The organism is Occallatibacter sp. FHG110214_02, assembly GCF_059115385.1.
On record NZ_JBZYWK010000006.1, the window covers coordinates 154,430 to 167,294 of the forward strand.

12 protein-coding genes are annotated in these 12,865 nt (G+C 59.6%); 5 read left to right on the plus strand and 7 right to left on the minus strand.

The window, feature by feature from the left end:
• Positions 1–143 precede the first annotated feature (143 nt).
• Entirely contained in the window at positions 144–1,304 is a 1,161-nt protein-coding gene (locus AC5S3R_RS07860) for a tetratricopeptide repeat protein (RefSeq protein WP_494266467.1), read from the plus strand.
• 47 nt (positions 1,305–1,351) lie between these two features.
• Here the strand turns inward: AC5S3R_RS07860 and AC5S3R_RS07865 are convergent, their stop codons facing one another.
• The 3 genes from AC5S3R_RS07865 to AC5S3R_RS07875 are packed head-to-tail and all read right to left on the minus strand — an operon-like array spanning position 1,352 to position 3,794.
• The gene (locus tag AC5S3R_RS07865) at positions 1,352–1,639 is read right to left on the minus strand and encodes a hypothetical protein (protein ID WP_494266468.1); all 288 of its coding nucleotides are present in this window, start codon (positions 1,637–1,639) and stop codon (positions 1,352–1,354) included.
• The gene (gene eutC / locus AC5S3R_RS07870) at positions 1,636–2,382 is read right to left on the minus strand and encodes an ethanolamine ammonia-lyase subunit EutC (RefSeq protein WP_494266469.1); all 747 of its coding nucleotides are present in this window, start codon (positions 2,380–2,382) and stop codon (positions 1,636–1,638) included. Before eutC ends, AC5S3R_RS07865 begins: the two co-directional genes overlap by 4 nt.
• Positions 2,379–3,794 (minus strand): ethanolamine ammonia-lyase subunit EutB, encoded by a 1,416-nt coding sequence (locus AC5S3R_RS07875; protein ID WP_494266470.1) that lies wholly within the window; start codon positions 3,792–3,794, stop codon positions 2,379–2,381. The genes eutC and AC5S3R_RS07875 overlap by 4 nt, the downstream gene beginning before the upstream one ends.
• Positions 3,795–3,822: 28 nt before the next feature.
• Between AC5S3R_RS07875 and AC5S3R_RS07880 the strand changes: the two genes are divergently transcribed.
• Positions 3,823–4,479, plus strand: a complete 657-nt coding sequence (locus AC5S3R_RS07880) for a CPBP family intramembrane glutamic endopeptidase (protein WP_494266471.1) — start codon at positions 3,823–3,825, stop codon at positions 4,477–4,479.
• A 100-nt stretch (positions 4,480–4,579) separates the two neighbouring features.
• Here AC5S3R_RS07880 and glk read toward each other — a convergent pair whose 3' ends face one another.
• The 4 genes from glk to AC5S3R_RS07900 form a co-directional block, all read right to left on the minus strand.
• The gene (gene glk / locus AC5S3R_RS07885) at positions 4,580–5,602 is read right to left on the minus strand and encodes a glucokinase (RefSeq protein ID WP_494266472.1); all 1,023 of its coding nucleotides are present in this window, start codon (positions 5,600–5,602) and stop codon (positions 4,580–4,582) included.
• Positions 5,599–6,396, minus strand: a complete 798-nt coding sequence (gene pgl, locus AC5S3R_RS07890; protein ID WP_494266473.1) for a 6-phosphogluconolactonase — start codon at positions 6,394–6,396, stop codon at positions 5,599–5,601. Before pgl ends, glk begins: the two co-directional genes overlap by 4 nt.
• Before the next feature lie 217 nt (positions 6,397–6,613).
• A complete protein-coding gene (locus AC5S3R_RS07895; protein ID WP_494266474.1) occupies positions 6,614–8,068 on the minus strand; it encodes a TolC family protein in 1,455 nt (484 codons plus the stop codon).
• A 135-nt stretch (positions 8,069–8,203) separates the two neighbouring features.
• Positions 8,204–10,423, minus strand: a complete 2,220-nt coding sequence (locus AC5S3R_RS07900; RefSeq protein ID WP_494266475.1) for an elongation factor G — start codon at positions 10,421–10,423, stop codon at positions 8,204–8,206.
• A 340-nt stretch (positions 10,424–10,763) separates the two neighbouring features.
• Between AC5S3R_RS07900 and AC5S3R_RS07905 the strand changes: the two genes are divergently transcribed.
• From AC5S3R_RS07905 to AC5S3R_RS07915, 3 genes are read left to right on the plus strand one after another with little or no spacing between them, the layout of a single operon-like run.
• Entirely contained in the window at positions 10,764–12,140 is a 1,377-nt protein-coding gene (locus tag AC5S3R_RS07905; RefSeq protein ID WP_494266531.1) for an MFS transporter, read from the plus strand.
• A complete protein-coding gene (locus tag AC5S3R_RS07910; RefSeq protein WP_494266476.1) occupies positions 12,133–12,390 on the plus strand; it encodes a type II toxin-antitoxin system Phd/YefM family antitoxin in 258 nt (85 codons plus the stop codon). Before AC5S3R_RS07905 ends, AC5S3R_RS07910 begins: the two co-directional genes overlap by 8 nt.
• Positions 12,387–12,809 carry a type II toxin-antitoxin system VapC family toxin gene (locus tag AC5S3R_RS07915; RefSeq protein WP_494266477.1) on the plus strand — a complete coding sequence of 141 codons (423 nt, stop codon included), beginning with the start codon at positions 12,387–12,389 and terminating at the stop codon, positions 12,807–12,809. Before AC5S3R_RS07910 ends, AC5S3R_RS07915 begins: the two co-directional genes overlap by 4 nt.
• The last annotated feature ends 56 nt before the right edge of the window (positions 12,810–12,865 follow it).

Here is a 12,865-nt window from a genome sequence, read left to right on the forward strand (position 1 = left end):
GCGCGGCAGCTATGTCTGCCGCGCCCCTTTTTCTTGCATTGCATGCAGCCACTGTGCGCTTCGCGCGCCAATCAACCTTGTGGAGGGAAGGATCTGCGGTTGCTTTCATCCGCACTTCCACAAAGCATGGGATAACTGCAAAAATGGTTCCCGAACTCATCGAGGCAAGCGTGCAACGGCTCTTCTCTCTCGCACTAATCCCGTTTCTGCTCACCCCCGCGCAAGCGCAAACCACGCAGCGCGAAACAGCGTTAGCCTACGAGCAGCAAGGCAACCTCGATCAGGCCGACGCCGCCTGGCACGCCATCCTCAAATCGCACCCAAACAACGCCGAAGCCTATGCGCACCTCGGCCTCATCGCCAGCCATCAGGAGCACTACAAGGACGCCGCCACCTTTTACCGCAAAGCCCTCGCACTCGGCCCCAGCGAGCAAGGCGTGCGCCTTAACCTCGGCCTCGCTCTTTTCAAAGCCGGAGAGATGAAAGAAGCCGTTCCCGTCTTCGCGCAGCTTCTCAAAACCGCTCCCGCAAACTCACCTGAAGCCCAGCGCTATGCCATCCTGCTTGCCATGTCGCACTATGGCGCGCAGCAATACGCCGAAGCCGTCCCGTTGCTCAAGCAAGCCACGCTGCGCGACACGCAAAACCTCCCACTGCGCATGACGCTCGCCCACGCCTGCCTTTGGTCCAAGCAGTACCAGTGCGTCCTCGACACCTACCACGAAATCCTCTCTCTCAATGCCGAGTCCGCCGAAGCCGACATGCTCGCCGGCGAAGCCTCCGACGAGTTGCATGACCGCGGCGGAGCCATCGACCAGTTCCGCGCCGCCGTCAAAGCCAACCCCAACGAGCCCAATGTGCACTTCGGCCTCGGCTACCTGCTCTGGACGCAAAAGAAGCTGGCAGAGGCTGTCCCGGAGTTGGAAGCCGAACTGGCGAACGACCCCAATCACGCCCAGGCCATGCTCTACCTTGGCGACTCCTACCTGCAGCTCAACCACCCCGACAAGGCCCGCCCGCTGCTGGAAAAGGCGCTCGCCGCCGACCCATCCTTCTGGCGCGCGCACTTCGATTTAGGCATCCTCGCCGCCAACGAAGGCCGCAACGACGAAGCGCTCCATGAAATGCAGCTAGCCCTCAAGCAGCAGCCCAACGACATCAGCCTCCACATGCACCTGGGCCGCCTCTACAAAACCATGGGCAAAAACGGCGAAGCCCGCGACGAATTCGAGAAAGCCAACAACCTCACCCACGCCGTCGATGAAGACCTGCTACAAAAAATGGCGCCAAAACCCCAAAACTAAGAACGAGGGACGAAGCCGCCTTTTCGTCACTCGTCCTTCGTCCCTGCCTAATACGTCGTCACCTGGTTCGTATGCTTCTGCAAATACCAGCAAGGGCTCGACGTGTCCTTCGCAAACGGCGGCAACGGAAACAACGTCTTCGTGCAGCTCCATTGCTCCTGCCCCAGATAATCCGACTCAATCTTGTTGTTCTTCAGCGGAGCATTCACAAACAAGCTCACGGTAACCTTGTCCACTGGCGACCCTCGCAGCAAAAACACCGCCCAGTCTCCCAGGTAAAGCGCCGCCGCCAACACCAGCAGCACAATCGCCGTCACTCGCAGCAATCGAATCATTCCGCCCCAGCCTCCGCCGCAATCTCGCGCGGCGCAACGCCCGTCAACCGATTCCGCCGGGCTTCTATCAACACACGCTCCAGTTGCTCCGCCGCCTGCGCCACCGGCAACCCTTCAGCGCGAATATTCGAGATGCAAACCCGCTCCGCATCCGTCTTGCCCACACGCGGCAGCCACGTCACATAAGCGCCCAGCGAATCCGGCGAGCTCAGCCCTGGCCTCTCACCAATCAGCACCACCGCAATCTGCGCCTTCAGCACTTCGCCAATCTCATCGCCAACCGCCACGCGCCCCTGCTCCACAATCGCAATCGGCCCAATCTTCCAACCAGTCAATCGCGGCAGCAGTTCTTCCAGCAGCGGCCCCGCATGCCGCTCCACAGCAAGAGCAGAGAGCCCATCGACCACAACAATCACCACATCCGTGCCGTCTGATTTCTGCTGCGCAATCAACGCGCAGCTGGCGTCATCCAATCGACGCCCTAAATCCGGCCGCTGCAAATACTCCGCACGATTGCTCGCCGCCGAATGTAACCGCAGCACATCGCAATGCGTCCCGCGTTCCAACTCTGCAGCCAATCCAGCCACATCCAGCCGCGCATGCACCGCATCGCGAGCCATCGCATGCGCCGCCTGAAAACTCAGCACATCCCGCGTCTGCTGGCTCACCCCCGTGCGCCCCAGCCCCACACGCGCCGGAGTCAACGCCCGCAGCTTCGCCGCAATTGTAAGAGCGTCACTCATGCCGTAAGCAGCCTTTCCAGTCCGTTTGAGTCGAGACGACCCGCCTCCAGCACAAGCCTCTCAAACTCATCCCCCGCAAGCCACGCTTCAAACTCCGGCGCCGGCTTCAACCCCAGCACCTTCCTCACATACAGCGCATCATGAAAGCTAGTGCTCTGGTAATTCAGCATCACGTCATCCGCGCCCGGCACGCCCATGATGTAGTTCACGCCCGCCGTTCCCAGCAGTGTCAGCAGCGAATCCATATCGTCCTGGTCCGCCTCCGCGTGATTCGTATAGCAAACATCACATCCCATCGGCAGCCCCAGCAGCTTCCCGCAAAAATGGTCTTCCAAACCCGCCCGCGTAATCTGCTTGCCGTTATACAAATACTCCGGCCCAATGAAGCCCACCACCGTATTCACCAGCATCGGCGAAAACTTCCGCGCCACCGCATAAGCCCGCGCCTCCAGCGTCTGCTGGTCAACCCCATAGTGAGCATTCGCCGACAACGCCGAGCCCTGCCCCGTCTCGAAATACATCACGTTCTGCCCAACCGTGCCTCTCTTCAACGCGAGCCCTGCCTCATTCGCCTCATTGAGCAACGCCAGCGAAACCCCAAAACTCCGGTTCGCCGCCTCTGTTCCCGCAATCGACTGAAAAACCAGGTCCACCGGCGCGCCCATCTCCAGCGCCTTCATCTGCGTCGTCACATGCGCCAGCACGCAGCTCTGCACGGGAATCCCAAACCGCTCCCGCACCGCATCCATCAGCCTTAACAGTTGCGCCGTAATCTCCGCCGAGTCGCCAGCCGGATTAATCCCAATCACCGCATCGCCCGACCCAAGCAGCAGCCCATCCAGCATCGAAGCTGCAATCCCCGCCGCATCATCCGTCGGATGATTCGGCTGCAACCGCGCACTCAACCGCCCCGGCAATCCAACCGTCGTGCGAAACCGCGTCACCACGCGAATCTTCGCCGCCGCCGCTATCAAATCCTGCACACGCATCAGCTTGCTCACCGCCGCAGCCATCTCCGGCGTCAGCCCCGCAGCAAGCGCAGCCAGCCGCTCCGCCGTGGCCTCATCCGAAAGTAGCCAATCCCGCAGCTCACCCACCGTCAGCGACCGCACCGGAGCAAACGCCTCCACGTCATGCTCATCCACAATCAGCCGCGTAACCTCGTCCGCCTCATACGGCACCAGCGCTTCATTCAAAAACCGCACCAGCGGAAGATCCGCCAGCGCGCACTGCGCCGCCACGCGCTCCTCCGCACTCCGCGCCGCCACACCGGCCAGCACATCGCCGCTCCGCTCCGGCGTAGCCTTGGCCATTAGCTCGCGCAAATCCGCAAACCCGTACCGGACACTCCCAATCGTGTGCGCAAAGTTCATTCCATCCAGCATAGCCGCAATTCGCCGTTCATTTTCCATCGAGCGCGCTCATGCTAGCCTTTCCGCAATGCCTCGCCTTGCCCTGCTTTGCGAATTCGCTGTACTCTTCGTAGCCCTGCCGCTCGCCTACCGCTTCGCGCCGGTACGCATCCCCGCACTACCGGCCTTATGGGCCGTTGCAATCTACGCCTATATCCAGCTCCTCCGCGACACGCACTTCAACCGGGCACAGCTCTGGAACATCGGCACACTCCCCAGCCATGTCGCCATCATCCTCGCCATCTTCGCGGCATCGGCCTTCCTTCTCTGGCTAGGCGTACATCAATTTGCGCCCAACCTCGAATGGAACTTCGTCCGCAACAACCCCGGCTTCTGGGCAATCGTCATGATTGCCTACCCCATCCTCTCCGTCTACCCGCAAGGCCTCATCTATCGCGCCTTCTTCTTCGAGCGCTACCGCACACTCTTCCCCTCGCACTGGGCCATGATCGTCGCCAGCGCAGCAGCCTTCGCCTTCATGCACCTCATCTTCCGCAACTGGCTCGCCGTCGCGCTCACCTTCGCCGGGGGCCTGTTCTTCGCCTCGCGCTATGCGGAAACCGGCTCGCTGGCCACCTCCAGCTTTGAGCACGCTCTCTACGGCTGCTGGCTCTTCACCATCGGCCTCGGCCAGTACTTCTACCACGGCACCATCGGCACCGTCCGAACTGCCTTGCGCCACTAAAAACAAAACGCCCCAGGCCAAAGCCCAGGGCGTTTTATACAAATTCTGCTTGCGTCCAACGGGAGCACCACAAAGACTTCGTGGCGGCTCCATGCAATGACTAACGGCCCAGTGAAGCAGCCCTCGGCGAAACCCCGCTAATCTCCGCCGCACGTGCCTCAGCATAAGCAGCCGCGCCCAGCAGCGCCGCACGCGGTTCCAGAATCACCCGTACCGGCATATTGATAAGCAGTTGGCTCAACCGCCCCTTGTCCGTAAAGGACTTGATGAACGTGCCGTCCTTCAGCTTCTCAAGAATCCTCGGCGCAATGCCGCCGCCAATATAAAGCCCGCCCACCGAAAGAATCTTCAGCGCCAGGTTGCCGGCCTCCGCGCCATACGCGGAAACAAACATATCCAGCGTCTTCTCGCAGATCTCGCTCTTCGCCGCCAGCGCATTGCCTACAATCACGGCATTCGGGTCCGAGCCCTCGGAAATCTGCTCCGCAAGCCACGCCGGAACCTCAAGCCCGCGCACATCGCGCAAAAACTCAAAGATATTCGGCATACCTAAGCCGCTCACCACGCGCTCCCAGCTAATGCGCCCGTTGTACTTCTGCTTCAGATAGCGCAGCAGGTCAATCTCGTCTTCATTGCGAGGTGCATAGTCCGCATGCCCGCCTTCTGACGGATACGGAACATGCTGCCGGCCATTCCACGTCAGCAGCCCTTCGCCCAACCCCGTACCAGCCGCAATCAATGCGCGGTTACCAATCTGGCTCGGGTCGCCTTCTGAAAGCGTAAAGACCTGGTCCGCCTTCAACTCCGCAATGCCATACCCATTTGCTTCCAGGTCATTGATGAGAAACACATGCGGAATTCCCAGGTGCGCCTGCAGCTCGCGGCTGTCCAGCGTCCACGGCAGATTCGTTAGCCGCAGCTTCCCATCCCGAACCGGTCCCGGCACGCCAAAACACGCTGCCGTCACCGTATCGGCGGCTACAAACTCCTTTACAACCTCTTCCAGCCCCGAGTATTCCTTTGCCGGATACTTCTCTTCGCGAACCGCCGTCAATTGACCGTTCACAAAGTCATACAACAGAAGGCTTACTTTAGTGCCGCCCACATCACCGGCAAGAATCATCGTGTCTTCTCCAGTGCTCCACGGCCATCCGCATCCAATGCGGGAAGCAACGCCGCGGCAGCCTTATCTAAAAGCAAAGTGAGTATACCGCTTGAGGGCCAGATCAGTTGACTCGGCAAAGTCTCCACATCCCGCGGCCCCAGAAACACTTCCTTCAACCGCTCTGCCTTGTTCTCCCCTTCAATCAGGAAGAACACGCTGCGCGCCTGGTTAATCACCGGCCACGTCAGCGTCACGCGCCACGTGTCCTTTTGCGGAACCTTGTTGGCAACCACCAGCTTGCCCATCTCGTGAATCGCTTCGGTATGTGGAAACAACGAAGCCGTGTGCCCATCATCGCCCATGCCCAGCGCAATCAAATCAAAGGTGGGAGTCTCCGCGCCTTCCAGCTTGAAGCTGTTCCGCAGCTCCGACTCATACCGCGCCGCCGCTACCTCCGGCTCCAACTCACCCTCAATGCGGTGAACCTGCTCCGCCTTCAGCGGCACATGCGACAGCAACGCCTCATTCGTCATGCGGAAATTGCTTTCCTCATGCGTCGGCGGAACCGTGCGCTCATCCACCCAGTAAAGCTGCAGCTTCTCCCACGGCATCGCCGCAAGAAAAGGCTCTTTCGGATCAGCAAGCAGGGCAAAGGCATCCTTCGGCGTATTGCCGCCGCTGATTGCAATGCGCGCAAGACCGCGCGCCGCTACCGCTTCCTGAACCTTCTCAACAAAGTATTGCGCCGCGCGCCGCGCCAACGCTGCCGGATCCGGCTCGACAAAATATTGAACAGTAAGTGTGCTGGCCATTGGGGAAGATGACGCTCCTCTTGAACTTCAGCTTACAAGGTGTACTCGCTGCAATGATGAAAGCGCAAGTGAATCAATATAAAACTGTTTTGAAAGATTGCGTTGTTTTTGGAAATGTCAGCTTATTTTGAAAGGGCGCAGCGCCAGCCGTGCCATTAAGGAACGAAAAACACAATTGGCTTTAGCCCCTGAAGAAAGTTTTCAAACCGCTCCGATTTCAGCGGCCCAGGTAATCCCGATACTGCAGCTCCAGCACACCCACCGACCGCGCCAGTTGCAGCTTGGAAATGTTGTACTGATACAAGCTCTCGACAAAATTATTCTGCGCCGAGGCCAGCGAAGCCTGCGCCGTCACGAGTGGCAGCGTGTCATCCACACCCGCGTTCACGCGCTCCGTCTCATCGCTCAGTTCATGCGTCGCCAGCTCTACATTCGACTTCGCCACATCCACCAGCTTCCGGTTCGCTTCCAGATCTAGCAGCGCCGTGCGAATCTGCCGGTCAATCTGCACATGCAAATCATTCAACTGGTCTTCCGCCGCATTCCACTGCGCCTTGGAAGCATCAATATCGCCGCGCAATCCCGCCTCGCGGAAGATGGGAAACTTCAACTCGCCAAATGCTGCAAACGTTCCATGCGAACCAATGCTCGTCACTTCCGTCACGCCATAGTTCCCATGAAAGCTCAGCGTAGGCAGCCGCTGCGCGCGATACGCCTGGTGCACCGCCTTCAGCTCCTGCACCTGGTTGATGAGGTTCTGATAATCCTGCCGGCTCTTGTAAGCAATCGCCCGAAGCTCCTCCGGCGTCTGCGCCGCAAGCTCGCTGTAGGGCGCACGATCCGACAGCTCAACCTTCTGCCCCGGCGCCACGCCAATCTCGCGCTTCAGCAGGATCAAATTCTTCTCAAACGTATTCTCCGCCGCAATCGTAGCCTGCTGCTGCGTCTGGTACTGCACCCGCGCCCGCAGCTCGTCGAGGTTGGCTTCCGTACCCGCCAAATGTTGCTCGTGCGCATGGTTATACGCAACCAGATCCGCCTGCTCCTGAGCCTTCGCGTCTTCCACTTCGCTCGCCGCCGCAATCGCTCGCAGATAAGCCGTCGCCACCTGCTGCACCACCTCGCCGCGAGCCCGCATCTTGGCATAATACGCCGCCCGCGTTCCCGCTCCGGCAGCCTTGTATCCCGCAATCACCGGCCCGGAAAACAGCGTCTGGTCGTAGTGAATCTGCCCTTCCGTCACTTCCGCCCGCGTAATAAACGACAGCCCCGAAAAACTCGTCCCCGGCGGCAGAATCGGAATAAACTCCGTAAGCAGGCTCGGCGTAAAACCTTGCGCCGCCAGGTTGTACATGTGGTAGCCCGTGTCGCCTGTCAGAGAAATTGTCGGCAAAAACTGCTGCAGAGCCTGGTTGAACTGCCCATGCAGGTTCTTCTCGTCGTTCTCCGCCTCTTTCAGCCCCAGGTTGTTATCCAACCCGCGCCGCACCGCGTCATCCAACGACAGCCGCAGCGTCTCATCCGTAATCGGCTGCGCCGTCACGCTGCCATAAAACGGACTCTGAGAAGAAGAGGGATTCGACTGCGCCCAAACCGCAGGCGCAGCGCAGGCCGCCGCAACGACAGCAAAAGCCCCCAATCGCCGGGCAAAAGAAGGAACAGTCAGGCTCACAACCATCATTCTCTCAGATGTCTAAGCCGCCCTGCCGGATTCTGAATCGCTTAAAGAAATTTGGAGGATTTCTGGCGTCTCAGCCGCAAACAGTCCCTTGGAAACGCCCAACTTACCGGGTAAGTCCACTTGTGGCTATTCCTCCTCATCCTCCACCGGCCTCTTAGCATTCGCCAGAATCTTTTCCGCCACCGCCTGCGGAACCACATCATAGTGGTCAAACTCCATCCGGTAGCTTCCCTTCCCCTGCGTCATCGCGGTTAATTGCACACCATACGAAAGCATCTCCGCCATCGGCACCTCAGCGTTGATGACCGTATTCCGCCCCCGCGCCTCCATCCCCTGCACGCGTCCGCGCCTCCCGTTCAAATCCCCCATCAGCGCCCCCGCAAACGTCTCTGGAGCCTCAATCTCCACTTTCATAATCGGCTCCAGCAAACACGCCTTGGCCTGCGCCATGCAGTTCTTAAACGCCATCCGCCCCGCAATTTTGAACGACATTTCATTGGAGTCCACCTCGTGATAACTGCCGTCATAAACGGTGGCCTTGAAATCCACCACCGGATACCCCGCCAGAAATCCCCGCGAAGCCGACTCCAGAATCCCCTTCTCAACAGCCGGAACAAACTGCCGCGGAATCGCCCCGCCAAAAATCTCGCTCGCAAACTCAAAGCCCGACCCGCGCGGCAGCGGCTCAATCCTCACCTTGCAATCGCCAAACTGCCCATGCCCACCGGTCTGCTTCTTATGCCGCCCCTGCGCCTCGGCCTTGCCGCGAATCGTCTCCCGGTAAGGCACCTTCGGAGCCTTCAGCGTCACCTCCGCGTGATACCGCTTCTTCAACCGCGAAACAATCGCCTCAATATGCGGCTGCCCCGCTCCTGCAATCAAAAACTCCGTCGTCTGCGGATCGCGATAAAACCGAATCAGCAAATCCTCTTCCATCAGCTTGTGAATCGCCGGAGCCAGCTTGTCCTCATCCGCCCGCGTCTTCGGCTCAATCGCATACGTCATCGCCGGCTCCGGAAGCGGATACAAGTCAACTTGAATCTCCGCGCCCTTCTGCCCCAGCATGTCGCCCGTCAGCGTATCGCGCAGCTTGGCTACCGCGCCCAAATCCCCCGCATGCAGCTCAGCAACCTCAACGTTCTTCCGCCCCTGCATCACGCTCAGGTGCGAAAGCTTCTCCTGCCCCCGCCGCGTATAGTTCTCCAGCACCGCATCGTTCTTCACCACTCCGCTCACCACCTTGAAGAACGAAATCCGCCCCGCGAACGGGTCCGTCATCGTTTTGAACACAACCACCGCCGCGGGTTCCAAATCCGCAACCGGACGAAACCCAATCCCACCCAGCGCCGCCGACCCAGGCCCCGCGTCTGCCGCAGTTGTTCCACCATGACCATTCCCATTCGCAACCGCCACGCCGCCATTCCCATTCACCTGCGTCTGTACTGCCGCCACAATCACCGCTGGCGCATGCACCGCAAACGGAGCCCGCTCCACCGGAGCCGGCGCATACACCTTGAAGAAGTCCAGCAGATGATCACAGGCCACATTCGTCTCCCCGCTCACAAACAACACGGGGAAAATCCGGTCCTCGCGAATCGCCTCATGCAGCGCCGTAATCAGATGCTGCTCCGGAATCGTCCCTTCTGCGAAAAACTCCTCCATCAATTCATCTTTTCCCTCGGCAACCAGTTCCACAAGCGCCTCGTGCGCCTCTTTCGCGGGATGCACCAGCGCCGCGGGAATCTCCCCAATCTTGCCGCTCCCATCCCCATTCGGCGTGTAATAAAAGGCCTCCATCGTGACCAAATCCACCACGCCCTGGAATCCCTGTGCATCTACAATCGGCAACTGCACCGGCACGCAACTCCGTCCCCAGCGCTCGTGCAAATCCTCCATCAGCGCATTCAGCCCGCCATTGCCGCCCGCCTTCGGATGGTCCATCTGGTTCACCACCACCACACGCGGAATATTCGCCTCCTCCGCGTACCGCCACACGCGCTCGGTGACCGCCTCCACGCCATTCTGCGCATTAACGACAACCGCCGCGCACTCCACCGGCAACAGCGCCGCACGCGCTTCGTGGCAAAAGATATGGAACCCCGGCGTATCCACAAGGTTGACCTTCACGCCCTGCCACTCCGCAAACGCCACCGCATTCTGCATCGTGATGCTGCGCGCCACTTCTTCCTCGTCATACGCCGTCGCCGCCGAGCCGTTCTGCACGCGCCCCTGCTGCGTCGTCATATGCGCCGCATGCAGCAGCGCCGCAATCAACGTAGTCTTTCCGCTATGCGAGTGGCCTACAACCGCCACATTGCGAATCTCATTTCCCTGGTAACTTTTCATGGCAATATTCCCCTGAAGCAGTTTTTTCTGGACATGACAGATGGAATGCGTAGAAGAACCAAAAGGCAGGGATTAAACCGGGCGTCCAGAGGGGCGTCAAACGAGCCGAATTGAGAAACCCGCTTGCCGGGTCTCGTATCTCCCTCATCATCCATGCGGAAAACCCTCCGCAGCACGCCAGCCGTCATTCGCAACACAAACCAGCGCGGCTTTATTAAGAAAGGGATGCTACCACAGGGGGAGGGGTTGGCGGTCAAGTGTTTTCATCACAGACAAAATCGGCTTTGTGGTACATTCGCCTTACCCCGCCGTCCCATCCGCACAAATTTGAGGTGAGCTTCTGGCAACTCCTTACCAGCCCGCACATCCGTCTCTTCCGGATGACTCCGCCCTCGCCGCCTCCGCGCAGCGCAAAGCCGCCCTGCGTCTCATCCCGCTCCTCGGCATCGGCTATGGCCTCGCCTACATGGACCGCATCAACATCAGCTTCGCCTCGCTGCAAATGAACCACGCCCTCAACTTCAGCGCAACAGTCTATGGACTCGGCGCGGGCCTCTTCTTTCTCGGCTATGCGCTCTGCGAAGTCCCGTCCAACCTGCTCCTCATGCGCTACGGAGCCAAGCGCTGGCTTGCCCGCATCATGTTCACCTGGGGTCTTCTCGCCGCCGCCATGCTCTTCGTCCGCACCCCGCTTGAGTTCTACATCCTCCGCTTCCTGCTCGGCATGGCAGAAGCAGGCTTCTTCCCCGGTGTCATTTATTACCTCACCCTCTGGTTCCCCGTCCGCATGCGAGCCCGCGCCGTCAGCCGCTTTTACATCGCCCTCCCTCTCAGCTCCACGGTCATGGGCTCCCTTGCCGGATGGCTCCTCAGCCTCAACGGCAAACTCGGCCTCGCCGGGTGGCAATGGCTCTTCCTTGTCGAGGGAATCCCCTCCGCCCTCTTCAGTCTCGTCCTGCTCTGGGGCCTGCCCGACAGTCCCGCCAAAGTCTCCTGGCTCACACAAGACGAGAAAAACTGGCTCACCCGCACCCTGCAAGCCGAAGGGGCCGAAGCCCATCTCAACCACGAAGCCGGAATCCTCGAAGCCCTTCTCTCCCCCAAAGTCTGGATGATGGGCCTCGTCATGTTCTTCCTGCTCGTCTGCAACTACGGCTACGGCTTCTCCGCACCAGCCATCCTGCAGGCCGCCACCGGCTGGAGCGTCGCAAAAGTCGGCTATCTCATCGCAATCTTCGGCCTCGCCGGAGCCGTCTCCATGCTCCTCGGAGCCGCCAGCTCTGACCGCACCGGCGAGCGCACCTTCCACGTCATCATCCCCGCGCTCATCACCGGCCTCAGCTATCTCATCGCCAGCTACGGCCACGGCCTATGGACCGTCGTTCTCCCGCTCGGCATCGGCTTCATCTTCTACAACTCACTGCAGGGCCCTTCGCTCGCCGTGCCCATGCAATTCCTGGCCGGCCGCGCCGCCGCCGCCGGAATCGCCACCATGAACATGATTACGATGTTCAGCGGCCTCCTGGCCCCCTGGTGGATGGGCGTAATGAAAGACAAAACCGGCGACTACCGCGTAGGTCTGCGCGGCCTCGTCCTCTCCAGCCTCTGCGCTGCAGCTATGATCTTCCTGCTCTCACGCAGCCTCCGCCGCAAACCCGCCGTTATTGCCGATTCTGACTATAATTCTGGTCAGATTCAGGAGGCGTCCAATGGCTAGCTGGCAGGTACAGGAAGCAAAATCCCGCTTCAGCGAGTTGCTGGAAGAAGCAGAACACTCAGGGCCTCAGATCATCACACGCCATGACTCCGAGCGCGCCGTCGTTCTCTCCATCGACGAGTACCGCAAGCTCACAGAACCCGAGCCCAAAGCTGAACTCAACTTCATCGAGCATCTGCTAAGCGGGCCCAAGGTAGACAACTTCAAAGTCCGGCGCAGCAAGGACAGGGGCCGGAGGATTAACCTTTGAGCGCATCGGTCGCTTATCTGCTCGACACAAACGTACTCAGTGAAACACGAAAGAAAAGAGCCAATCCGAATGTGATGGCCTTTCTCCAACCGCTCACTCCAGCTTCAGTCTTTATCAGCGTGCTGACTATCGGCGAATTGCTCGAAGGCGTCGAAAAGAAGCGGCGAAAAGATCCCGTAGAAGCACAGCGGTTGAGAGGATGGGTTGCAGCAACAGAAGAGAAGTACCACCAAAATATCCTCGGCGTAAATCTCTCGATAGCCCACCTATGGGGCAAGTGGTCCGCAGACCGAAGCCGTCCCGTAGTGGACACGCTGTTCGCCGCCACCGCCGCGCATCACAACCTCCCGCTGATAACATGCAACACCCGCGACGTACGTGGCCTTCCAATACCGGTCTTCAATCCTTCGGAAGAATAACCGCAGCAAAAACAAAAGGTGGATTTTTCCTGAAGAAAAATCCACCTTCCGCAAAT

Coding starts and splice junctions, on each gene's coding strand:
- AC5S3R_RS07860 (WP_494266467.1), top strand. CDS start 144: ATGGTTCCCGAACTCATCGAGGCAAGCGTGCAACGGCTCTTCTCTCTC.
- AC5S3R_RS07865 (WP_494266468.1), bottom strand. CDS start 1,639: ATGATTCGATTGCTGCGAGTGACGGCGATTGTGCTGCTGGTGTTGGCG.
- eutC (WP_494266469.1), bottom strand. CDS start 2,382: ATGAGTGACGCTCTTACAATTGCGGCGAAGCTGCGGGCGTTGACTCCG.
- AC5S3R_RS07875 (WP_494266470.1), bottom strand. CDS start 3,794: ATGGAAAATGAACGGCGAATTGCGGCTATGCTGGATGGAATGAACTTT.
- AC5S3R_RS07880 (WP_494266471.1), top strand. CDS start 3,823: ATGCCTCGCCTTGCCCTGCTTTGCGAATTCGCTGTACTCTTCGTAGCC.
- glk (WP_494266472.1), bottom strand. CDS start 5,602: ATGATTCTTGCCGGTGATGTGGGCGGCACTAAAGTAAGCCTTCTGTTG.
- pgl (WP_494266473.1), bottom strand. CDS start 6,396: ATGGCCAGCACACTTACTGTTCAATATTTTGTCGAGCCGGATCCGGCA.
- AC5S3R_RS07900 (WP_494266475.1), bottom strand. CDS start 10,423: ATGAAAAGTTACCAGGGAAATGAGATTCGCAATGTGGCGGTTGTAGGC.
- AC5S3R_RS07910 (WP_494266476.1), top strand. CDS start 12,133: ATGGCTAGCTGGCAGGTACAGGAAGCAAAATCCCGCTTCAGCGAGTTG.